Raw genomic sequence first — 21594 nt, forward strand, 5'->3', positions numbered from 1 at the left:
GCGATGATGCGCCGTAGCACCTTATTCAGCTTGTTGCTGTTGGTCGCGCTGCTGGTGGGCGGCGCTTATGCGCTATGGCACTGGTTAGATCGACCTATTGAGCGGGTGTCCATTCGCGGCAGTGAGATGCGCCACGTAGGAGCAGATTACCTAGAGAGCCAGTTGTCACCATTAGTGAGTGATCGCCGCTGGCTTTCAGTTGATCTTGATGAGCTACGTGAGCAAGCCCTGAAAATCGGCTGGTTGAAGGAAGTGCATATTCGCCGAGAGTGGCCTGATGGACTGGTTTTTGAGCTGCTTGAGCAGTCGCCGGTGGCGCGTTGGAATGATGACCAGTTGCTGAATGGCGACGGTGAGCCTTTTGACTTTGCGCCTGCAGAAGTGCCTGACGGGTTAATTTTTCTTTCAGGGCCTAGTGATAGTGGATCGGAAGTGTTGGCATTTCATGGTGAGCTTGAAGCGCGCTTAAAACAGCATGGCATGGAGGTCGCCCAATTACGACTCGAAGATCGTGGCGCTTGGCGTTTTCAACTAGAAGACGGCCTTTGGATCATGTTGGGGCGGGCCAATCAAGAGGCGCGCCTGGAGCGTTTTGATGCCGTGTGGCGGCGTCAGCTGGCAGATATGGCTGCTCACCTTCGCTATATTGACCTGCGCTATCCTAACGGGGTCGCTGTTGCTTGGCATGGTAAAACTGAGCCTATTGAATCTGCCGATTGATGATGGTTAATACCGTAATTCAAATGATGCTTCATCATTGTTATGTTGATTAATCAATCGGCAAGGTATTTCCTTTCAATAGAATAGATCGTATGGTGTTAGATATATTTTCAGACTGGGCTGGTGTATTGAAGCCGTTTGTTATTATAATTACATAGATATAATTGCCCAATTCAAGCACATTTCCCTTTGGGAAGGTTCTAGGAGTTACCCCGGCTCATGTCAGGTCCATACAATGCGTCTAATATGGTCGTCGGGCTGGATATCGGAACATCCAAGGTCGTAGCAATCGTGGGTCAGCCCACAGATGATGGCGGCATCGAGATTGCCGGTATCGGCTCACATCCCTCAAGAGGGATGAAAAAAGGTGTTGTGATCAATATCGAGTCTACGGTGCAGTCCATTCAGCGTGCCGTTGAAGAGGCCGAGTTGATGGCTGGTTGCGACATCCATTCGGTCTATGTCGGTATTGCCGGTAGCCATATCAGTTCGATGAACTCGGACGGTGTCGTCGCGATCAAAGAGCGTGAAGTGGCTTCCTCGGATGTAGATCGTGTCATCGACTCCGCCCGTGCTCGTGCTATTTCGGAAGGCCAGAAAGTGCTGCACGTACTGCCACAGGAGTTTTCGATTGATACCCAGGGTGGTATCCGAGAGCCGTTAGGCATGTCTGGTGTTCGCCTTGAGGCTAGGGTTCATTTGGTTACGGCGGCACTAAACGCTGTGCAGAATATTGAGAAGTGTGTACGCCGCTGTGGGCTGGATGTAGATGCCATTATTCTGGAGCAGCTGGCGTCAAGCCACGCCGTACTGACAGAAGACGAGCGTGAGCTGGGTGTATGCATGGTGGATATAGGTGGTGGTACTACCGATATTGCTGTGTTTACCGAAGGTGCGATTCGGCATACTGCGGTGATTTCTATTGCCGGGGATCAAGTCACCAATGACATTGCAATGGCGCTTAGAACGCCAACCCAGCACGCCGAAGAGATAAAGGTGAAGTATGCCTGTGCGCTGACACAGCTGGCTGCTAGTGATGACATGATCAAGGTGCCAAGTGTTGGAGACCGCCCTGCTAGGGATTTGTCGCGCCAATCGCTGGCCGAGGTAGTTGAGCCGCGCTATGAGGAAATATTCATGCTGGTGCGTGACGAGTTGCGGCGCAGCGGTTATGAAGAACTGGTGGCAGCGGGGATAGTCCTAACAGGCGGTACTTCCAGAATGGAAGGCGTCGTTGAGCTGGCGGAAGAGATTTTTCATATGCCGGTTCGTATTGCTTGTCCGCAGAATGTGCGTGGTTTGGCTGATGTGGTGCGTAACCCGATTTATTCTACGGGTGTTGGTTTACTGCATTATGCGTTGCATGAGGATCGCCGGGGGGGCGGGGCGCAGCAGGAAGGTAGCAGAAATGTTGCAGTGCATGCCAATCGTGGTGACGTCTCTCGACGCAAGAGTGATGAGTCAACACCAGCCCTGGCAAGGCTCGCGAGCTGGTTCAAAGGAAATTTCTGACAGGGCTGCGACGGCAGCTCAGGAGACGGGTAAATGTTCGAACTCGTAGATAGCGCACCCTCAAGCAGTGCGGTCATTAAAGTTATCGGTGTTGGCGGCGGCGGTGGTAATGCTGTCAATCACATGGTTGAAAGTAACATTGAGGGTGTTGAGTTCATTTGTGCCAACACGGATGCTCAGGCACTAAAGCGTGTTGCTGCCAAGACGGTGCTGCAGCTGGGCGCTGAAATTACCAAGGGGCTTGGGGCTGGCGCTAATCCAGATGTCGGGCGTCAGGCGGCGATGGAGGACCGTGAGCGGATTGCTGAGCTTATCAGCGGAGCTGACATGGTGTTCATTACCGCCGGGATGGGCGGTGGTACAGGCACCGGTGGTGCGCCAGTGGTTGCTCAGGTTGCCAAGGAACTTGGGATTCTTACAGTGGCTGTGGTGACGCGCCCGTTCCCATTCGAGGGTCCTAAGCGTTTGCGTGCGGCTGAGGAAGGCATGAAAGAGCTTTCTGAGCATGTCGACTCCTTGATCACCATTCCTAACGAAAAATTGCTCTCGGTGCTGGGTAAAAACGCCAGTCTGCTGACGGCTTTTAGTGCTGCCAATGATGTGCTGTTGGGTGCTGTTCAGGGCATTGCTGAGTTGATTACTAGCCCGGGCATTATCAACGTTGACTTTGCAGATGTGCGCACAGTGATGTCCGAAATGGGCATTGCGATGATGGGAACTGGGGGGGCTACCGGCGAAAATCGTGCTCGCGAGGCTGCTGAAAAAGCTATTCGTAGTCCGCTACTGGAAGATGTCGATCTGCATGGGGCTCGCGGTATTTTGGTTAATATTACCGCTGGGCCAGACATGTCTATTGGTGAGTTTAATGATGTGGGTGCGACGGTTCAGGAGTTCGCCTCACAGGATGCCACCATTGTGGTGGGCACCTCTATTGACATGAATATGAGTGATGAGCTGCGCGTTACTGTCGTTGCGGCTGGCCTTGAGTCCGCTCGTCAATCCGGTGTAGCTCAGCGTGATAGTGCTAAACGTGCTGAGGCGCCGCGCGGCGATTTGCGACAGCGTCAGGCAGGCCTTGGGCGGAGTTCTCAGGCATCAGATATGAGCCGTGGGCAACAGGGGGCGGGTGCAAGTAGTGCCGCTCCTGAGCAGCGTGAGGTGGTGCGTGAGCGCCCTGAGCCACGCAAAGGAACTCAGGAAATGGATGACTATCTGGACATCCCAGCATTTCTACGGCGCCAAGCTGACTGAGCCTCATCAGGCTCAGTTATAGCGTGGCATGGCGTTGATACAACTTTATTTGTTAAGAACGCTGTTCGATGCTACAGTGAACGGTGTTCGATAACTAATAACTGCTCGGCGACTGTCCATGATCAGACAACGTACTCTCAAAAATGTGATTCGCGCCACCGGCGTAGGCCTCCACTCGGGCAAGAAAGTTCACCTTGCCCTGAGGCCTGCGCCGGTGAATACCGGTATTGTATTCGTTCGCACTGACCTTGAGCCCGAGGTTCATATCAAGGCCAGCGCTCATAATGTGACTGACACCATGCTATGCACTGCGGTTTCCCGTGGTGACGTTAAGGTGGCCACGGTTGAGCATCTAATGTCAGCCCTCGCTGGGCTTGGTATTGACAATGCATTTGTCGACGTTAGTGCGCCCGAAGTGCCGATTATGGATGGCAGTGCTGGGCCTTTTGTCTTTTTGATTCAGTCAGCGGGTGTGCTTGAGCAGAGTGCGGCGAAAAAATTCATTCGCATCAAGCGTGAGGTTGCTGTCCGTGATGACGACAAAGAGGCTGTGTTCTTGCCGCATCAAGGGTTTAAGGTGTCCTTTGCTATTGATTTTGACCACCCTGTCTTTGAGCGCCAGAAACAAATAGCGAGTGTGGATTTCTCCACAACATCCTTTGTTAAAGAAGTTTCCCGCGCTCGTACCTTTGGCTTTATGCGCGATCTTGAACATTTGCGGGCTAATAACCTCGCTTTGGGTGGTAGCCTGGATAACGCCATTGTTGTTGACGAATATCGTATCGTGAACGAAGGCGGCTTGCGTTATGATGATGAGTTTGTTAAGCACAAAGTGCTTGATGCTATTGGTGATCTTTACCAATTGGGCTATAGCCTCATTGGTGAGTTTCGGGGCATTAAATCGGGGCATGCGCTGAATAATCAGCTGTGTCGTGCGCTGCTTGAGCAGCCGGATGCGTTTGAAGTTGTTACCTTTGAAGATAACGCTGCGGAAGTTCCTATTTCCTACTCCGTTTCCGCGATGGCCTGATGCCTGAGATGAGTGAGCCAGGCGCTGCTGAGAGTCGGTTTCTGGTCCTCACGATGTTTAAGGCAAGAGAGCAGATTGACACCGCCCAGTGATGTTCGAACAGCTACAAATGCCGCTCTGAAATAGGGCGGCATTTGTGTTTTTTCCCCTTGCATTTTTAGGTGTCGTTGTTGATGTGTGCGTGAGCTGCCAGGCGTAGCAGGGCGTTGCGTAGCTTGGGATCTTCTACGCTCTCGGCGCAACTATGCAGTTCGCTCGCAGCCAGCGCGGGAAGGTGACGCGGCTGGCGTATAGGGGTTGTCGGAGGGCGAATGGGTCTGACTTTTAGGGTTAGGCTCGTAATGCTCTCCAGCCCGGGATATTGCTGTATTAGCTTTAGTAGTTGCCGCTGCTCGTAGCGCAGCCGTGTTAGCCAGGCGGCTCGGTCGGTGAGCAGGGTGAGCTTGCTTTGGTGAAACCCGCCAACAAAAACATGTTCAGCGAGTTCCGCTGGTAAATGCTGGTGCAGGTGCTCTTGCACTCCCTTTATGATCTGAGCTTTGTCTAGTAACGGGGCCAGCCGGCCAATGTGCAACAGGCGGCTCATGGGCTGGGCGCGGAACCGCTTAACCTTTATACTCATGGGCTTGTTAATCTGGGGTCGAACTCCAGTGGGTTATCATCGGCCTTGCCAAGGTTTGGCAGGCGTCAACTCAAGGTGCAAGACTAGCATGCATGCAAGTGGCTCAACAGCATGGCGCATCTGAACAGGGTGCAGGACACGCAATGCGCGTCGGGAGGGGTGAACACGCCGCGCCGAGCTAGCCGCTGGTGGCTGGCTGGCCTGCTGGTTACCTGCCTGTTACCGGTTAGCTTTGCTCAGTCTGGTTCGCTTAGCCATGCTGAGCGCTTGGTTCAGACCTGTATCTTAGTGCCGATGCTACGGCGTGCATCACGGCGCGTCTCAGTACGTCGTCGTATGCAAGAGGTTTTGCCAAGCTGCGCTGCGGTTCAGGCGGCGTCGGCATATCTTTTGTGGAATTTCTCCCGTTTTCTTTTACTGCCGGCCGTGGCGGCTCATGACGTGCTGTCTCGGCGTGGACCGCCATATTGTTGATGAGGGAGAAAAGGTAACCCGTACTTTCAGGTACGGCTAATGGTAAGGCACACATAGGCAACGGCAGATTAATTCATGTTTAGTAAAGTATTACGTAAGGTAGTCGGCTCTCGTAACGAACGTGAGGTCAAGCGGCTGCGTAAACCGGTAGCGCGGGTCAATGCCCTAGAAGAAACATTGGCGGCGCTCAGTAATGATGAGTTGCGTGCGCGTACGGATATGTTTCGTGAGCGCCTGGCTCAGGATGAGAGCTTGACATCATTATTGCCAGAAGCATTTGCTACGGTGCGTGAGGCCAGTAAACGCATCATGGGCATGCGCCATTTTGATGTGCAGATGATGGGCGGCATGACGCTGAATAATGGCCGCATTGCTGAGATGAAGACCGGTGAGGGTAAGACGCTAGTGGCAACACTGGCAGTTTACCTTAATGCATTGCCCGGCCGTGGTGTGCATGTGGTGACGGTAAACGACTACTTGGCGCGTCGTGATGCTGAGTGGATGCGCCCACTGTACGAATTTCTTGGATTGACTGTCGGTATCATTTTGCCGGGCCAGGACCCGAGTGAAAAGCGTCAGGCTTATGCCTGCGATATTACTTACGGGACCAATAACGAGTTTGGTTTTGATTATTTGCGCGACAACATGGCATTTTCTCTCGAAGAGAAGGTACAGCGGGAGCTGTACTTCGCCATTATTGATGAAGTTGATTCGATTCTAATCGATGAGGCTCGGACGCCGCTGATTATATCCGGTGCGGTGGATGAAAATACTGAGCTGTATCGTGTGGTGGATCGTCTGGCGCGTGAGCTGTCTCCCTGCGAAGACGAGGAAAGCCCTGAAACTGGCGATTTCATTCTTGATGAGAAGCAAAAGCAGGTCGAGCTAACGGAGGATGGCCACCATCGCGTTGAAGCGCTGATGCGAGCAGAAGGCCTGCTGGGTGAAGAAGAGTCGCTCTATGCTGCGCAGAACCTGAATCTGCTGCACCACATAAACTCGGCGCTGCGTGCGCAATATCTGTATCAGCGTGATGTGGACTACATCGTCAATGATGATCAGGTAGTGATCGTTGATGAGCACACGGGGCGCACCATGCCTGGTCGCCGTTGGGCTGAAGGACTCCACCAAGCGGTAGAGGCTAAAGAGGGTGTAACGGTTCAGCGCGAGAGCCAGACGCTGGCTTCGACCACCTTTCAGAATTACTTCAGGCTCTACCATAAGCTGTCTGGCATGACGGGCACGGCTGATACTGAGGCCTTCGAGTTCCGGCAGATCTATGGCCTGGATGTCATGGTCATTCCAACGAATAAGCCGCTCACTCGTAAAGATCACATTGATCTGGTGTATTTGTCTGCTGAGGAAAAATTTGAGGCCATTATCGAAGATGTCAAAACCCAAACTCAGGCTGGGCGACCAGTGCTGGTGGGAACGGCTTCTATCGACACCTCGGAATACCTGGCAGACCTGATGAAGAAAGCAGGGATTAGCTTCAATGTTCTGAATGCCAAACAGCACCAGAGTGAAGCTCAAATCATTGCCCAGGCAGGTCGTCCTGGCGCGGTTACCATCGCCACGAATATGGCTGGCCGCGGTACGGATATCGTGCTCGGTGGTAATTGGGAAGCTGAGGCGGCGCTAATCGACTCGCCCAGTGAGCAGGATATTGACCGCTTAAAGGCTGAGTGGCAGGCGCGCCATGATGCAGTATTAGAGGCGGGAGGCCTGCATGTAATTGGCTCCGAGCGCCACGAGTCTCGGCGTATTGATAACCAGCTGCGTGGACGTGCAGGGCGTCAGGGTGATCCGGGTTCAACACGCTTCTTCCTGTCGTTGGAAGATAATCTGATGCGTTTGTTCGGCTCAGATCGCGTGCAGCGCCTGATGCAGGCGTTAGGCCTTGAGCGAGGTGAAGCGATCGAGCACAAGATGGTGTCCAATGCCGTGGAGCGGGCGCAGAAAAAAGTGGAGGGCCGCAACTTTGATATTCGTAAGCAGTTGCTTGAATACGATGATGTTGCCAACGATCAGCGCCGTGTTATTTATGAGCAGCGTAACGAAATTCTTGCTGCTGAGGATGTGTCTGAAAATATCCTCGGTATTCGCCAGGAAGTAATGGACGAGGCGGTCAGCGAGTTTGTTCCCCCGCAGAGCCTCCCTGAGCAATGGAACCTGCCTGGGCTGGAAGCTCACCTCAAGACTGAGTTGAATCTGGATGCTCCGGTAGTGAAGTGGTCTGAAGAGGACGACCGTTTCCACGAAGAGCAGTTGCGTGAGCTCCTACAGACCATGCATTCAGAAGCCTATGCGGCCAAGGTCGAGGCCGCAGGTCCTGAGCTTATGCGCCGTTTCGAGAAGCAGGTCATGCTGCAAGTATTGGATACGCGCTGGAAAGAACACCTGCAGTCGATGGATCATCTGCGTCGCGGAATTCATTTGCGTAGTTATGCTCAGAAAAATCCTAAGCAGGAATATAAGCGTGAGTCTTTCGCTTTATTTCAGTCGTTATTAGTCAACATTAAAAATGACATCATCCGGATTCTCAGCCATGTGAAAGTGCGCGCCCCAGAAGAAGTAGATGCCTTGGAGCGTGAGCGTAAAGAAGAGCTTGATCGTGAAAGAGCAACGGCAACCAATTTGCATGATGAGTCATCTGCAGACGCTGGACAGCAGGAAATGGCTGCAGCGCCGGGTGCTGATGGGCGTCCATTGCGTCGAGAAGGGCCCAAGGTTGGGCGTAATGACGCCTGCCCCTGTGGTTCGGGTAAAAAATATAAGCAGTGCTGTGGCAAGTTAAGCTAATTCCACATCACGTGAAATGAAGACAGGAGACAGATCATGGCCGTTGGAGTATCGGAATTTCCCATTATGCCTGAGATTGCTGCTCTGCGGCTGGGTACTGCACGAGCGGGCATTAAGACTCCGGAGCGTCGTGACTTAGTGGTGGTTGAAGTGCCGGAAGGCGCTAGCTTGGCAGGGGTTTTTACGCTGAATGCTTTTTGTGCTGCGCCGGTGACCATTGCTAAACAGCACTTGGCAGAGCAAGGAAGCACAACAGGTGGCACTCGCTACTTGGTTGTTAATACAGGGAATGCCAATGCCGGCACGGGGCAGCAAGGTATCGAAGATGCACGCTTGACCTGTGAAGAGCTGGCTAGGCTGGCCGGTGTAGAAACAAGTTCTGTGCTGCCGTTCTCCACCGGCGTGATTGGTGAGCCTTTGCCGATGTCGCGTTTGCTTGCTGGTCTGCCCGCCGCTTATGCCAGCTTGTCGCAGAGTGCGCAGGCCTGGTTGGCGGCGGGCGAAGGGATTTTAACCACTGATACCCGAGCCAAAGGAGCAACGCGTACGTTGAACGTGGGCGGTTCCACTGTGACGATCAATGGTATCGCTAAAGGCTCCGGCATGATTAAGCCGAATATGGCAACCATGCTTGGGTTTGTGGCGACGGATGCCAGCATTTCTCCTGAGGTGTTGGAGTCTTTGCTGCGTGACAGCGTGGCAACCAGCTTCAATAGCATCACTGTTGATGGCGACACCTCCACCAATGATGCCTGCATGTTGATTAGCACCAATCAGGGCGTGCGCATTGAGAGTGAAGATGCCCTGGCGCATTTTGGTGCGGCTCTTGAAGAGGTCATGATCGAGCTAGCCCAGGAAATTGTTCGTGACGGTGAGGGGGCTAGCAAATTTGTCACGCTGGAAGTTGAACAGGCTGCTTGTCGTCAAGAAGCGCTAGATGTGGCTTTTACGGTAGCGCACTCGCCGCTAGTTAAGACAGCACTGGCCGCTAGTGATGCGAACTGGGGCCGAATTCTGGCGGCAGTTGGCAGGGCGCCGGTTGACAACTTTGATGTTGCGGCTATCACTATTGATATCGGTGATGTACGCATTGTTGAGCATGGTGGGCGTGCTGAAAGCTATACCGAAGCGGCAGGCAGCGCCGTTATGGCCGAGGAAAATATCACTATTCGGATTGTTCTGGGTCGAGGGGCAGACAGCGCAAGAGTCTGGACCACAGACCTTACCCAGCAATACGTTGCTATCAATGCGGATTACCGTAGCTGAGTGTCCCGCTACAGGAATTGCCAACTCATGGTCGCGTATGACCATGGCACGTAGGACAGAGCATAATGAGCGTAAAGGTTAAAAGCAGAGCGCATGTAGCGGCAGCAGCCATTATCAGCGCCGACGGAAATGAAGTGCTGTTGGCGCGGCGCCCTTCCCATGTGGATCAGGGCGGACTTTGGGAATTTCCAGGCGGTAAACTCGCGCCTTATGAAACTGGCCTTGAAGCGCTCAAGCGTGAACTGCATGAAGAGCTGGGCATTGAAGTCACTCGGGCTCAACCGCTGATTCGTATTCATCATGAATACCCAGAAAAGCACATTCTTCTGGATGTCTGGCAAGTGCTGGAATTTACCGGAGAAGCTTTTGGTCGTGAAGGACAGGCCGTACGCTGGGTGCCGATGGATGAGCTTGTGAACTATCCGTTCCCTGCTGCTAATTTGCCGATACTCAAGGCTGTCATGCTGCCCCTTGAGTACTTGATTACGGCAGAAGAAGAGGATGAGTCGGTATTTGAGGCACGACTTGAGCGGGCGCTCATCGAGGATGACATCAAGCTGGTGCAGTTGCGTGCTAAGCGGCTTGATGAGGCGGCATATGTGGCTCGGGCAGAGCGTGCGTTGGCGATGTGCCATGCCCACGGTGCACGGCTAATGTTGAATGGCGATCCGTCGTTGCTCGACCAGGTTGCCGCTGATGGAATCCACTTAACCAGCGAACGCTTGATGGGCCTTGAGCGCCGCCCAGTGCAAGAGGGTGTATGGCTTTCAGCATCGACTCATAGTGAGGAACAGTTGGCGCGTGCTTACCGTATTGGCTGTGACTTTGTGACGTTGTCACCCGTCAAGCCAACGCCATCACACCCAGAGGCAGCGACTCTTGGTTGGTATCAGTTTCAGCGACTGGTTGAGCGGGCAGGTATGCCAGTGTTTGCTTTGGGTGGCATGAGCCGTTTTGACGCCAATCAAGCGCGAGGCGTAGGTGCGCAAGGCATCGCCTCAATTCGCGACTTCTGGAAATAATCTATGTTTGATCGACTCCCGTTTTTGATTGGGTTGCGTTATGTGGGCGCTAAGCGCCGCAATCACTTCATCTCGTTTATTTCTTTGACGTCGATGCTGGGCCTTACCCTGGGTGTGGCAGTGCTGATTTTGGTGCTGTCGGTGATGAACGGTTTTGACCGGGAAATGCGTACACGCATTTTGGGTATGGTGCCGCATACCAGTATTGAAAAGCCGTCAGGGCTTGTTGAGTGGGAGCCACTGGCCGAGCGGCTCATGCAGCGTGAACATGTTATTGGTGCTGCGCCGTATATTCAGCAGCAGGGAATGTTTTCGGCGGCTGGCCGTAATCAAGGGGCGATGGTTAACGGCATTTTGCCGGAGTGGGAAAACCAGGTGTCGATTATTGGCGAGCATATGCAGCGTGGCAGCTTGGATGACTTGGTCGCTGGAGGGTGGAAGGTCGTACTTGGCTCTCAGCTGGCGAGATCATTAGGTGTTGGCGTGGGGGACCGAGTCACCCTATTGGTGCCAGAAGCCTCAATTACTCCTGCTGGCGTGTTCCCACGTCTTAAGCGTTTTACCGTGAGCGGCATTTTTAGTGTCGGCGCAGATCTGGATGGCGGGCTTGCCTATGCGCACCTTGAGGATATGCAGACCCTGGCTCGCATGGGTAATGCGATCGGTGGGCTACGCCTAGAGCTTGATGACCTGTTTCTGGCGGGTAGTGTGACCCAGAGTATTATCAATGATCTGGGCATGGACTATCGCGGGCTGGACTGGACGTATACGCGGGGAAACCTGTTCCAAGCCATTCAAATGGAAAAGCGCATGATCGGGCTGTTGTTAACCGTGATCATTGCGGTGGCTGCGTTTAATATTGTTTCGACGCTAGTGATGGTGGTAACAGACAAGCATGCTGATATCGCCATCCTGCGTACTATTGGGGCAACGCCGCGCTCTGTGATGGGGATTTTTATCGTACAGGGCCTTGCTATCGGTATTATTGGCATATTGATTGGTGTGGTGCTGGGCATTGTTTTGGCGCTGAGTGTGGCTGATATCATTGCCTTTGTGGAGTCTACGCTGGGCTTTAAATTTCTCGACAGTGGCGTGTATTTTATTAGTGAATTGCCGTCGGAGCTGCGCTGGAGCGACGTGCGTCAGGTTGTGCTGGCTGCTTTTGGGTTAACTTTTCTTTCTACACTGTATCCGGCTTGGCGTGCTGCCCGGGTTCAGCCGGCTGAGGTACTGCGCTATGAATGAGTTAACCGCTGGGGCAGCGCAGAATGACCGAGAGCTTATGTTGGAATGTCGTTTATTATCGCGGGTTTATGATGAAGGCCCTCGAGACTTGGTCGTATTGGACAAGTTGTCGTTGGCTGTTAGGGCTGGCGAGCGAGTAGCGATTGTCGGTAGTTCCGGGTCGGGTAAAACAACGCTGCTCAACATGTTGGGAGGGTTGGATACGCCCACCAGTGGTGAAGTTCGAGTGGCTGGTCAGTCCCTGGGCGTGATGAATGAAGCCGAGCTAGGGCGTTTTCGCAATCGACATATTGGCTTTGTTTATCAGTTTCATCATTTGTTGTCAGAGTTTACGGCGTTAGAAAACGTCGCCTTGCCTTTGATTATTCGCGGGCAGCGAAAAAAAGCGGCCGAAGAAAAGGCCATGGTGCTGTTGAATCGCGTTGGCATGGCTGAGCGTGGTGATCATAAACCGGGTGAGTTGTCCGGCGGCGAGCGTCAGCGGGTGGCTATTGCGCGGGCACTGGTGACTGACCCTAGCTTGATGCTGATGGATGAACCCACTGGCAACCTTGACCAGAACACCGCGGCGAGTATTCTTGGCCTGATGGATGAGTTAGCACGTACTGGCAATAGCGCCTTTGTGATTGTCACTCATGACTTATCGTTAGCGGCGCATCAGGACCGTGTTTTGCGCCTTGATGGTGGGCAACTCGTGGAAGGTGACGTGGCAGCGAGCCGCTCTGCAGGCTGAGCAAGCCTCGCAAGTTGAAGAAAATTGCAAAAGTGTAACCTCGCGCTAGTGGTATGCCGCTCATTTTTTGTGAGCTGGTGTGCCCTGGCGTTTTTTTGCTTTGCGCTTTTGGGCGCGCTTTCGCCAGTTACGCGAAACCTGCCATCGCCAGATAAGGCGAACGGCAACATTGCTGAAGGTGGCCGCGGTGAGAGCAACGGCCAGAGATCCCAGCATCAATGCTGGCAGAATGTCTATTAGGCGATCGGTAACCCACTCTGTTGTTAAGCTCGCGGGTGCCATGCGTGGTTTGTCGCCAAGCAGCCAAGCGCCTACGCGATAGTTCCCATAAAAAATCAATGGCATGGTCAGTGGGTTCGTGATCCACACCAAACTAGCAGCCAATGGCAGGTTGGCGCGCCACCAATAGGCCCCAATGGCGGCCAGAGCCATCTGCATGGGAATCGGTAGAAGGGCGCAAAATAACCCCACTGACACAGCATTAGCTACACCACGGCGCGAGAGCGCCCATAGCGTAGGGTCTCCTATGAATCGTTTTGGCAAACCCAGAGGGCGCCGCTTGCGAAGCGATTCGGGACGCGGGAGATAGCGTTGTAATAATCGGCGTGACATAAACGACGCTCTCACGGCACCGTAATGCCGTCTATTATCCATGGAAGCAGGGATGTGCGCCATGCTTGGGTGTTGGTGAGCATGGCGTAGTCTTGGCACAAGGACAATGCCATGCGATATGGAGTAGCGTTTCCGCTGGCGATGACGAGCCTGGCGGGGGTAGTGACAGGAGTCTTAGCCGATACTGCCTTGCTGCAGGTTGTGGTAGTGCTGGGGGTGTTGTCAATTGCTTGCCGTCGCTGGACAGCGGCAGTAGCGGTGGTGGTTATACTCTTGGTTGCACTGCGTTTGCTGGCGATGGATGGCGCAGAGTTACCGCAGGGATTGAATCGCCAGAACCTGAGCCTAGATGCTCGATTGGTATCGGTGGAAAAAAAAGGGCGTATTACACGCATGACAGTGGTGGTTGAGCGCTGTCAGCCACAAGATACGTCGTTGCCAGCATGTGATGGGCTTAAGCGTATTCGTTTGAACCTCTACCAGCCATTACCGCTTGTCGCGGGTGAGCGTTGGCGCTTTACCGTGCGCCTGCGAGCACCCTCGGGCATGCATAATCCTGGTGCGTTTAATTATCGTGCCTGGCTGCACAGGGAGGGTATTCATGCCACTGGTTATGTCCGCCAAGCACCTGAGCCGGTCAAGCTCAGCCAACATCGTGGCTCATTTCGGCAGACAGCACAGACATATCTTAATCAACAACCCCTTAGCCTATTGGGGCGCCGTTGGCTTGCTGCCCTGACGTTAGGTGATGGGGACCAGCTTGATCGCACGGACTGGGAACGGTTGAATGCGACCGGTACGACGCATTTAGTAGTGATCTCAGGGTTACATGTGGCATTAGTGGCAGGGTTGGCGCTGTGGCTTGCTCGGCGCATGGCAAGGGTGGTCATGCCGGCTGATTGGCGCATGACGCCTTGGCCTTGGTGGTTGGCTGGTGTCGCAGCGCTGGCTTTTGGTGTGCTGTCGGGGCTCGAGCCACCAGCACTGCGCGCTGTCATTATGACGTTGCTGGGGCTGTGGGTGGCGAGTGGACGGCATGCGCCAGGCGCTTGGCAAGCCTGGTGGCTGGCGTTAGCGCTTGTGTTGTTGTTTGACCCACTGTCAGCCTGGCGGCCTGGCTTGTGGTTGTCATTTGTGGCGGTGGCCGCACTAATACTGGCCTGGCAGGGACGTCCGAAGCCGGCGGGCATTTATGGCTGGTTGTGGGCATTGTTGCGTACTCAGTGTTTACTGGCGCCGCTGATGGCCGCTGCGGTGTTGCTGGCCTTTGGGCGTCTGGCGCCTGCGGCACCGTTGGTTAACCTGTTGGCGGTGCCGGTTGTGGGTAGCTTAATGGTGCCGCTTGGGCTGGTGGGCTGGCTGGTCAATGAAGTGCCGTTAGTTGGCGGCTTGCCCTGGCAGTTGTTTGATCTGCTGGCGCAAGCAACCAATGCAGGGCTGGCGCAGGCGGCTGATGGGTTGCCGCTGTGGCATGTGCCGTTGGCATGGCGAATACCGTTGGCAGCAGGATGTGGGCTGCTTGGTTTGAGCTGGTTGCTGCCAGGGTTGCATGGTGTTTTTCGTTGGGCGGTTAGTGCCATGCTAATAGTCTTGCTGGTGCTGTTACAGCCTGACCGCCCCGACGTCGGCAGGGTGCAAGTGCAGGTGTATGATGTTGGGCAAGGGCAGATGGTTTCGCTTCAGACCGCGAGTTATCGTCTTCTGGTAGATGCTGGGCCGCGCTATACCTCAGGTTTCATGCCGCTTGATAGCGTTTGGTCCGGCCCTCAAGCATTCGATGACGTTATGATCAGTCATGATGATCAGGACCATGCGGGGGGCGTTTTGTCACTCAAGCAGCGGCATCAGGTAGGGCGTTATCTGGCACCGGTTGGCAGTGCCTTGCCGGTTGCATTTACCCAGTGTGTAGCAGGCCAGTACTGGCAACGCGATGGCGTGAGTTTTCGCGTGCTGTGGCCGCCGAGTAATGCTGTGGGGTTGTCGGGAAACGATAACTCCTGTGTGTTGTTGGTGAGTGCCGGATTACAGCACGTGTTAATTACAGGCGATGCGGGAGCCAGTGTTGAGCAACAACTGCTGGATGAGCTACCCGGTATGTTGGCGGTGCTGGTGGCAGGGCATCACGGAAGCAACACCAGTTCTTCTGCGCCCTTTGTTGCGGCGACCCGGCCTCGTGTCGTGATATTCAGTGCTGGGGCGGGTAACGCCTACGGTCACCCTGCAAGTCAGGTGGTGCGCTTGTTTCGGCATTATAAAAGCTGTCAGTTTAATACCGCGAATGATGGCGCTGTCAGGTTGACACTGGGTGGTGATGAGGGAGGAATGCAATTACACACAACGCGGGTGACTCGTTTGCTTCGTGCTGTTGAACACGATTGCCTTGCGGTAGAATCCGCCACTGTGAAGATTGATAGTTGGCGTTGATTTAGGTTGATGAGGCTATTGAATGCCATACATGCTGAGCCACTAACCAGGCGGGAAATCGTTTGAAAGATCAGTCAGGATGGGCGCTCTACAAGCGGCTGATGGGCTATGTCAGGCCGCATTGGGTGGCATTCGCGCTGGCTATTCTCGGCTATGCTATTTATGCCGGAGCCAGTACTGCGCTTGCCGAAATGATGAAGCAGTTGATCGACGGTATTCAAAAGCCGACGGCTGATTTCCGGTTAATGCTGCCGTTATTTGTGATCGGAATGTTTGCTGCTCGAGGGTTGGGAACATTTCTCGGGACTTTTTACATGAGCCAAGTGGCACGCAACTTGGTGCATGCGCTGCGTTGCGATGTGTTTAATCATATGATGCATTTGCCGGGGAGCTTTTTTGATGCCCACTCTTCGGGCCAGATGGTGTCTCGAGTTACGTATCATGTGGAGCAGGTCACTGGTGCAGCGACTAAGGCGATTACCATTTTGCTGCGCGAAGGGTTATTTCTGATTGGCCTGGTGTCTTATCTTTTATGGACCAACTGGATGCTGACGCTGTTGTTCCTTGCCGTGACACCAGTGATCGGCGGCGTAGTCAGTTATACCAGTAAACGCTTCCGGAAAATTTCAAAACGCATACAGCACTCAATGGGCGACGTGACACATCGGGCGTCTGAAGCACTGTCAGGCTATCGAGTCGTGCGCACACATGGCGCAGAAGAGTACGAAAAACAGCGTTTTGCCCAGGCCAGTGAGGTCAATCGTCAACAAAGCATTAAAGAGGCGCTGATTCGCGCGGTCAGCACACCGGTTATTCAGTTGTTAGTGGCGGTTTCTTTGGCCTGTCTGGTGTGGCTGGCCATGTCACCTAAGCTGTTGGCGGATATGACGCCGGGTGAGTTTGTGGCGTTTATCACTGCGGCGTCACTGATGGCCAAACCCGTGCGTCAACTGACGGATATTAATCCTACGATACAAAAAGGTATTGCGGCGGCGGCTGAGTTGTTTGGGCTGATGGAAGAACCGGTCGAAATTGATGACGGCACTTATGAGGCGCAGCGCCCAGAAGGCCGATTGACATTCGAGCAGGTCTGTTTTCGTTACCGTGATGACTTGCCGGATGTGCTCAGTGATATCGCGCTGGATATCGCCCCAGGTGAAATGGTCGCTATTGTTGGGCGATCTGGTAGCGGAAAAACGACGTTGGTCGGTCTGCTTCCTCGCTTCTATCGTCCCACCAAAGGACGCGTGCTGCTTGATGGGATTGATATTAATGACTACAAACTGCAGCCATTACGCCGTCAAATTGCGCTGGTCTCTCAGCAGGTGACGCTGTTCAATGCCACCATTGCTGAAAATATTGCCTATGGCGAGGAAGCTCCTGACCCGTCAGCAATTGAAGCGGCTGCACGAGCGGCTCATGCCCATGAGTTTATCCAGTATCTGAACCAGGGTTACGCTACCCGAGTTGGAGAAGATGGTGTCATGTTGTCTGGTGGCCAACGCCAGCGGTTGGCTATTGCTCGAGCAATCTATCGTGATGCATCACTGTTGATACTTGATGAGGCAACCTCGGCGCTGGATACCGAGTCTGAGCGTTATATTCAGGCGGCTTTGGAAGAAGTCAGTCGTGGGCGCACCACGCTGGTTATTGCTCATCGATTGTCGACCATTGAACGAGCTGACCGTATTCTGGTGATGGAAAAAGGCGTCATCATAGAGCAGGGCAAGCACAGCGAGCTATTGGCGAAAGAGGGCGCTTACGCGGCGTTACACCGGCTGCAGTTTCAAGATGTGGCTTCTCAATGAAAAGGTTGAGTGAGCGTTGGTTGCGTGCTGCCTATCGTCAACGTACGGGTTGGCTTTATGTGTTAACACCATTGGCTTGGCTGTACCGTTGCGTCATCAAACAGCGTGCTCAAGCTTACGCTACCGGCCAGCGTGACGTTTGGCATGCTCCTGTGCCAGTCATTGTGGTGGGCAACTTGACCCTTGGCGGTACCGGAAAGTCGCCGCTGGTAGCCTGGCTTGCACGTTTTCTTGCTGACAACGGTTGGCGTCCGGGTATTTTGTCACGAGGCTATGGAGGAAAGTCCCATTATTATCCTTTGCTGATAGAGGATGATACCCCAGCCTCTGTGTGCGGTGATGAACCGCGCATGCTAGCTGATCAGTGCAATGTGCCTGTTGTGGTTGACCCAGATAGGCCGCGCGGCGGACGCTTATTGGTTGAGCAGGGTTGCGACATTGTACTTAGCGATGATGGGCTGCAGCACTTAGCTCTAGCGCGTACTCTGGAGCTTGTGGTGGTGGATGGCTATCGTGGGCTGGGCAATGGCCGGTGCCTTCCCGCCGGCCCACTGCGAGAGCCGGTTGAGCGCCTGAACAGTGTTGACGCCGTCATCGTTAATGGTGAGTTACGGCATCCTTTGCCCGTGAGTGCATGGAAAATGGACTTGAACCCTGCCGCTTGGCGTGTGCTTGGTGCGCCTGCTGAGCAACGCTGTTCGCTCTTTCCGTTACCGTTTTCCCCCCCTGTGCATGCCGTGGCCGCTATTGGCCGCCCAGCACGCTTTTTCGAGACCCTGACAGCGCTGGGTCTCAAACTTAGCTCGGCGGTTGGTTTTGCTGACCATCATCGCTTCTGCGTTGATGAGCTGAGTTTCGATGATGGCAAGCCGTTGGTTATGACGGCAAAGGATGCCGTTAAGTGTCATTCTCTCGACCTAAAGAATGCGTGGGTGCTGGATGTTGACGCCGCTCCTGAGCCAGCGTTTGTTGCTTGGCTTGAGCAGCAGCTGATCATGCTGCGGTCGGCCTAGCCTGACTCGTGGTTGTGTAACATAGCGGGCTCTAAGTAATACCTCGTGTGGAGACTGAAACGATGGATAAGCAATTATTGGCAATGTTGGTATGCCCACTGTGTAAGGGCAAGCTGAGTTATGAGCGCGACGCAAGCGAATTGTGGTGTCGTTATGATGGCTTGGCTTACCCCGTTCGCGATGGCATTCCAGTGATGTTGCCAGAGCAAGCACGGCAGCTAAGCGTGGATGAGAAGCATCCACCGTCAACAGGCCCGATGAGCAAGGATTGAAGGAGCCGTTGTATGCACGACTTCATTGTTGTCATTCCGTCGCGCTACGACTCTAGTCGTTTGCCAGGTAAGCCGTTGGCGGATATTGGTGGGTTGCCTATGGTTCAGCGTGTTTGGCAACAAACGAGAAACAGCAGTGCCTCGCGCCGAATTGTTGCGGTTGATGATCCGCGTATCTGTCAGGCCCTGGAAGGCAGTGGTGCTGAAGTGCTGATGACACGCGTTGACCATCCTTCTGGTACCGATCGGTTGGCTGAGGTTGTGACACAGCTAGCACTACCTGATGACGCCATTGTGGTTAATGTGCAAGGCGACGAGCCGTTGATTCCGGCGGCATTAATTGATCAAGTGGCTGCACTGTTAGCGGCAGATCCTCTGGCGTCAATCGCAACGCTAGCAGAGCCTATAACGGACAAAGCGAGCCTGTTTAACCCTAATGTGGTGAAAGTGGTTGTTAATGTGCAGGGTCGAGCACTGTATTTTTCTCGGGCTCCTATCCCTTGGCAGCGTGAGGGCTGGGAAGGGCAAGACGACGCTTTAAGCGATGACAGTCAACTCGCTAACGGTGGGTGGCTTCGTCATGTAGGAATCTATGCTTATCGTGTTGGGTTCCTGCGTGCTTTTCAGCAGTGGCCCCCTGCGCCGCTCGAGGAACTGGAACAGCTTGAACAGTTGCGCGCTTTATATCATGGGCATGCAATTCAGGTGGGCCTGGCGATTGAAACGCACCCGGCGGGCGTGGATACCGCTGAGGACCTTGAGCGAGTGCGGGATTTTATCTCCCTAACTCATGGAGGCGCTTGATGATTCGTGTGCTGTTTGTGTGCTTGGGCAATATTTGCCGTTCTCCTACTGCTGAAGGCGTGTTTCGCCAACAGTTGCGCGAGTCAGGGCTGACGGAGCGGGTTGAGGTCGACTTTTGTGGTGTGGCGGGCTGGCACCAGGGAAAGGCACCAGACCCGCGCGCTCAAGCAGCTGCTGCTGAGCGAGGTGTTGATATCTCAGGGCTCAGGGCTAGGCAGCTTAACGTCGGTGATTTTGAGCGTTTTGATTATGTTTTGGCCATGGACCACGATAACTTGGCTGCCATACATGGCATGTGCCCTGAGGGAAGTCAGGTACAGAAAACGCTGTTTCTTACCTATGCGGGGCAATCCGATATGTCGGTGCCGGATCCTTACTATGGGGGAGACGAGGGATTTGAGGAGGTGCTAGACCTGATCGAAGCGGCATCGCGTGGTCTGATTGGCGAGCTTGCTAAGCGTACAGGTCATCGCTTGTGAGGATTTTTAGCGAGCATGACCTGAGTCAGCTAAACACCCTGGGGCTACCCTGTGTAGCAGAGCAGTTTGCAGAGGCGGACAGTAGTGATAGCCTGCTGGCCGTGTTGAGTGAGGCGCGTAATAACGCCGTAACAGTGCTTGGCGGTGGCAGTAATCTAATTCTGCCGCCTTATCTCCATGGCATGGTGGTTCAGCCAACCATGGCTGAGCGGCATTTCGAACCGCTTGCCAACGGCGGGGTTCGAGTGCGTGTAGGCGCTGGTGTTAACTGGCATGAGCTAGTCATAGCGGCAGCCAGCAGAGGGCTTTGGGGCATCGAAAACTTAGCGTTGATCCCTGGCCATTGTGGCGCGGCACCGATTCAGAATATTGGGGCTTACGGCGTTGAGTTATCGGATGTATTGGAGTGCGTTGAGCTGGTGGATATTCGAACGGGAAAACGTGTAAGTATCGATGCCGATGAGTGTGAGTTCGGCTATCGAGACAGCGTTTTTAAGAGAAGGTTAGACAGCTGTGTGGTGATTACCTCGATAACCTTACGACTCAGTCGTCGCCCTCAGCCACGGCTGGGTTATGGTGACTTGGTTGAGCGTGTAGGCGGTTCACCCAGTGCGTTAGATGTTGCTGAAGCGGTGGGTGCGGTGCGCCGTGAAAAATTACCTGATCCTCGGCAGTTGGCCAATGCCGGCAGTTTTTTCAAAAATCCGTTAGTCTCCGCACGCCAGGTGCAAATGTTGTTGTCTAGTTACCCTGATATGCCTCATTACCTTCAATCTGATGGGCGAAGTAAGCTTGCCGCTGGCTGGATGATAGACCAGTGCGGGCTGAAAGGCTGGAGAGAAGGGCACTTTGGGGTGCATGATCGCCAAGCATTAGTGTTGGTGCATCACGGTGGTGGAAGTGCGCAGGAACTCTTGGATTTTTCCGCCACGGTCGCTAATGAGGTTAATCGGCGCTTTGGGGTAACGTTGGAGCGTGAGCCGCGGTTGGCAGGCGGTGGTGAGGCTGAGTGGGTTAATTAGTGAAAGCGCTGCAATGGAAAAACGGTAGGATCAGCTGACGTAAAATGTACGATAACAGTTAAGTAAAAGCCCCGAGGCGCGGAGTCTCGGGGCTTTTTTATGCTAGGTGCCAGAGAGCTGGCACCTGGTTTACGCAGAGTTAGCTTGGCTTGTTATCCGCGTTTTGTTCACGCTGTCGCTTTTCGCGAGGATCGTTGTGAGCCCTGCGACGCTTGCGTGGTGCTGGCTTGGTGCCTGCCACCTGCGCCTCAGCAGACGTAGGTTCTGGTTTAGATGCTGGCTTAGGCTCAGACTTAGTCTCTGGCGTGGGCGCAGTCTCAACCGCTTTTGCCTCAACGGGCTTAGGCTCAGACTTAGGCTCTGGCGTAGGCGCAGTCTCAACCGCCTTCGCTTCAACGGGCTTAGGCACAGGCTCAGACTCAGACTTAGTCTCTGGTTTAGATGCTGGCTTAGGCTCAGACTTAGGCTCTGGCGTGGGCGCAG

General features: G+C 54.0%; 19 protein-coding genes and 1 pseudogene. 17 read left to right on the forward strand and 3 right to left on the reverse strand.

Features of this window, described 5'->3' with window-relative positions:
* Positions 1-3 precede the first annotated feature (3 nt).
* The 4 genes from H616_RS0105895 to lpxC all read left to right on the forward strand — a co-directional run bounded on the left by H616_RS0105895 (position 4) and on the right by lpxC (position 4513).
* Positions 4-720, forward strand: a complete 717-nt coding sequence (locus H616_RS0105895) for a cell division protein FtsQ/DivIB (RefSeq protein WP_027966536.1) — start codon at positions 4-6, stop codon at positions 718-720.
* A 219-nt stretch (positions 721-939) separates the two neighbouring features.
* Positions 940-2232, forward strand: a complete 1293-nt coding sequence (gene ftsA, locus H616_RS0105900) for a cell division protein FtsA (protein WP_027966537.1) — start codon at positions 940-942, stop codon at positions 2230-2232.
* Between the two features lie 33 nt (positions 2233-2265).
* Complete coding sequence (gene ftsZ / locus H616_RS0105905; RefSeq protein ID WP_027966538.1) at positions 2266-3483, forward strand: cell division protein FtsZ; 1218 nt, start codon at positions 2266-2268, stop codon at positions 3481-3483.
* Between the two features lie 118 nt (positions 3484-3601).
* Positions 3602-4513: a UDP-3-O-acyl-N-acetylglucosamine deacetylase gene (gene lpxC / locus H616_RS0105910; protein ID WP_027966539.1), complete on the forward strand. Its 912-nt coding sequence runs from the start codon at positions 3602-3604 to the stop codon at positions 4511-4513.
* Positions 4514-4670: 157 nt separating this feature from the next.
* On the opposite strand, the gene H616_RS0105915 is transcribed toward lpxC, so the two are convergent.
* Positions 4671-5135, reverse strand: coding sequence for a DUF721 domain-containing protein (locus H616_RS0105915; RefSeq protein ID WP_035572700.1), 465 nt, complete (start codon positions 5133-5135; stop codon positions 4671-4673).
* A 111-nt stretch (positions 5136-5246) separates the two neighbouring features.
* Here H616_RS0105915 and H616_RS14290 point away from each other — a divergent pair, with 111 nt between their 5' ends.
* From H616_RS14290 to H616_RS0105945, 6 genes are all read left to right on the forward strand, one after another.
* On the forward strand, positions 5247-5609 hold the full coding sequence (locus tag H616_RS14290) for a hypothetical protein (RefSeq protein ID WP_156906428.1): 363 nt from the start codon (positions 5247-5249) through the stop codon (positions 5607-5609).
* A 75-nt stretch (positions 5610-5684) separates the two neighbouring features.
* Complete coding sequence (gene secA / locus H616_RS0105925) at positions 5685-8411, forward strand: preprotein translocase subunit SecA (protein WP_027966541.1); 2727 nt, start codon at positions 5685-5687, stop codon at positions 8409-8411.
* A gap of 36 nt (positions 8412-8447) precedes the next feature.
* Positions 8448-9677, forward strand: coding sequence for a bifunctional glutamate N-acetyltransferase/amino-acid acetyltransferase ArgJ (gene argJ / locus H616_RS0105930; RefSeq protein ID WP_027966542.1), 1230 nt, complete (start codon positions 8448-8450; stop codon positions 9675-9677).
* Positions 9678-9742: 65 nt separating this feature from the next.
* Positions 9743-10699: a Nudix family hydrolase gene (locus H616_RS0105935; RefSeq protein WP_027966543.1), complete on the forward strand. Its 957-nt coding sequence runs from the start codon at positions 9743-9745 to the stop codon at positions 10697-10699.
* 3 nt (positions 10700-10702) lie between these two features.
* On the forward strand, positions 10703-11944 hold the full coding sequence (locus H616_RS0105940) for a lipoprotein-releasing ABC transporter permease subunit (protein WP_027966544.1): 1242 nt from the start codon (positions 10703-10705) through the stop codon (positions 11942-11944).
* Positions 11937-12677 carry an ABC transporter ATP-binding protein gene (locus tag H616_RS0105945; RefSeq protein ID WP_027966545.1) on the forward strand — a complete coding sequence of 247 codons (741 nt, stop codon included), beginning with the start codon at positions 11937-11939 and terminating at the stop codon, positions 12675-12677. Before H616_RS0105940 ends, H616_RS0105945 begins: the two co-directional genes overlap by 8 nt.
* Before the next feature lie 60 nt (positions 12678-12737).
* Here the strand turns inward: H616_RS0105945 and H616_RS0105950 are convergent, their stop codons facing one another.
* Positions 12738-13289, reverse strand: a complete 552-nt coding sequence (locus H616_RS0105950; RefSeq protein WP_027966546.1) for a DUF2062 domain-containing protein — start codon at positions 13287-13289, stop codon at positions 12738-12740.
* Positions 13290-13400: 111 nt separating this feature from the next.
* Between H616_RS0105950 and H616_RS0105955 the strand changes: the two genes are divergently transcribed.
* From H616_RS0105955 to murB, 7 genes are all read left to right on the forward strand, one after another.
* A complete protein-coding gene (locus tag H616_RS0105955; RefSeq protein ID WP_027966547.1) occupies positions 13401-15713 on the forward strand; it encodes a DNA internalization-related competence protein ComEC/Rec2 in 2313 nt (770 codons plus the stop codon).
* A 101-nt stretch (positions 15714-15814) separates the two neighbouring features.
* A complete protein-coding gene (msbA, locus tag H616_RS0105960) occupies positions 15815-17521 on the forward strand; it encodes a lipid A export permease/ATP-binding protein MsbA (RefSeq protein ID WP_051234034.1) in 1707 nt (568 codons plus the stop codon).
* Complete coding sequence (gene lpxK / locus H616_RS0105965; protein ID WP_027966549.1) at positions 17518-18534, forward strand: tetraacyldisaccharide 4'-kinase; 1017 nt, start codon at positions 17518-17520, stop codon at positions 18532-18534. The genes msbA and lpxK overlap by 4 nt, the downstream gene beginning before the upstream one ends.
* Before the next feature lie 62 nt (positions 18535-18596).
* Positions 18597-18806, forward strand: a complete 210-nt coding sequence (locus tag H616_RS0105970) for a Trm112 family protein (RefSeq protein WP_027966550.1) — start codon at positions 18597-18599, stop codon at positions 18804-18806.
* Between the two features lie 12 nt (positions 18807-18818).
* The gene (kdsB, locus tag H616_RS0105975; RefSeq protein ID WP_027966551.1) at positions 18819-19610 is read left to right on the forward strand and encodes a 3-deoxy-manno-octulosonate cytidylyltransferase; all 792 of its coding nucleotides are present in this window, start codon (positions 18819-18821) and stop codon (positions 19608-19610) included.
* A complete protein-coding gene (locus H616_RS0105980) occupies positions 19610-20089 on the forward strand; it encodes a low molecular weight protein-tyrosine-phosphatase (RefSeq protein WP_205619067.1) in 480 nt (159 codons plus the stop codon). Before kdsB ends, H616_RS0105980 begins: the two co-directional genes overlap by 1 nt.
* The gene (murB, locus tag H616_RS0105985) at positions 20086-21111 is read left to right on the forward strand and encodes a UDP-N-acetylmuramate dehydrogenase (protein ID WP_027966553.1); all 1026 of its coding nucleotides are present in this window, start codon (positions 20086-20088) and stop codon (positions 21109-21111) included. Before H616_RS0105980 ends, murB begins: the two co-directional genes overlap by 4 nt.
* A 139-nt stretch (positions 21112-21250) precedes the next feature.
* On the opposite strand, the pseudogene H616_RS15550 reads toward murB, so the two are convergent.
* Positions 21251-21594 (reverse strand): annotated as a pseudogene (locus H616_RS15550) (hypothetical protein); the annotation flags it as partial.

It is taken from the genome of Halomonas halocynthiae DSM 14573 (assembly GCF_000425725.1).
GTDB lineage: Bacteria > Pseudomonadota > Gammaproteobacteria > Pseudomonadales > Halomonadaceae > Halomonas > Halomonas halocynthiae.

Coding starts and splice junctions, on each gene's coding strand:
- H616_RS14290 (WP_156906428.1), top strand. CDS start 5,247: ATGGCGCATCTGAACAGGGTGCAGGACACGCAATGCGCGTCGGGAGGG.
- argJ (WP_027966542.1), top strand. CDS start 8,448: ATGGCCGTTGGAGTATCGGAATTTCCCATTATGCCTGAGATTGCTGCT.
- H616_RS0105955 (WP_027966547.1), top strand. CDS start 13,401: ATGCGATATGGAGTAGCGTTTCCGCTGGCGATGACGAGCCTGGCGGGG.
- ftsZ (WP_027966538.1), top strand. CDS start 2,266: ATGTTCGAACTCGTAGATAGCGCACCCTCAAGCAGTGCGGTCATTAAA.
- ftsA (WP_027966537.1), top strand. CDS start 940: ATGTCAGGTCCATACAATGCGTCTAATATGGTCGTCGGGCTGGATATC.
- H616_RS0105915 (WP_035572700.1), bottom strand. CDS start 5,135: ATGAGTATAAAGGTTAAGCGGTTCCGCGCCCAGCCCATGAGCCGCCTG.
- H616_RS0105895 (WP_027966536.1), top strand. CDS start 4: ATGATGCGCCGTAGCACCTTATTCAGCTTGTTGCTGTTGGTCGCGCTG.
- H616_RS0105940 (WP_027966544.1), top strand. CDS start 10,703: ATGTTTGATCGACTCCCGTTTTTGATTGGGTTGCGTTATGTGGGCGCT.
- msbA (WP_051234034.1), top strand. CDS start 15,815: ATGGGCTATGTCAGGCCGCATTGGGTGGCATTCGCGCTGGCTATTCTC.
- H616_RS0105970 (WP_027966550.1), top strand. CDS start 18,597: ATGGATAAGCAATTATTGGCAATGTTGGTATGCCCACTGTGTAAGGGC.
- lpxK (WP_027966549.1), top strand. CDS start 17,518: ATGAAAAGGTTGAGTGAGCGTTGGTTGCGTGCTGCCTATCGTCAACGT.
- H616_RS0105980 (WP_205619067.1), top strand. CDS start 19,610: ATGATTCGTGTGCTGTTTGTGTGCTTGGGCAATATTTGCCGTTCTCCT.
- H616_RS0105950 (WP_027966546.1), bottom strand. CDS start 13,289: ATGTCACGCCGATTATTACAACGCTATCTCCCGCGTCCCGAATCGCTT.
- secA (WP_027966541.1), top strand. CDS start 5,685: ATGTTTAGTAAAGTATTACGTAAGGTAGTCGGCTCTCGTAACGAACGT.
- H616_RS0105945 (WP_027966545.1), top strand. CDS start 11,937: ATGAATGAGTTAACCGCTGGGGCAGCGCAGAATGACCGAGAGCTTATG.
- lpxC (WP_027966539.1), top strand. CDS start 3,602: ATGATCAGACAACGTACTCTCAAAAATGTGATTCGCGCCACCGGCGTA.
- kdsB (WP_027966551.1), top strand. CDS start 18,819: ATGCACGACTTCATTGTTGTCATTCCGTCGCGCTACGACTCTAGTCGT.
- H616_RS0105935 (WP_027966543.1), top strand. CDS start 9,743: ATGAGCGTAAAGGTTAAAAGCAGAGCGCATGTAGCGGCAGCAGCCATT.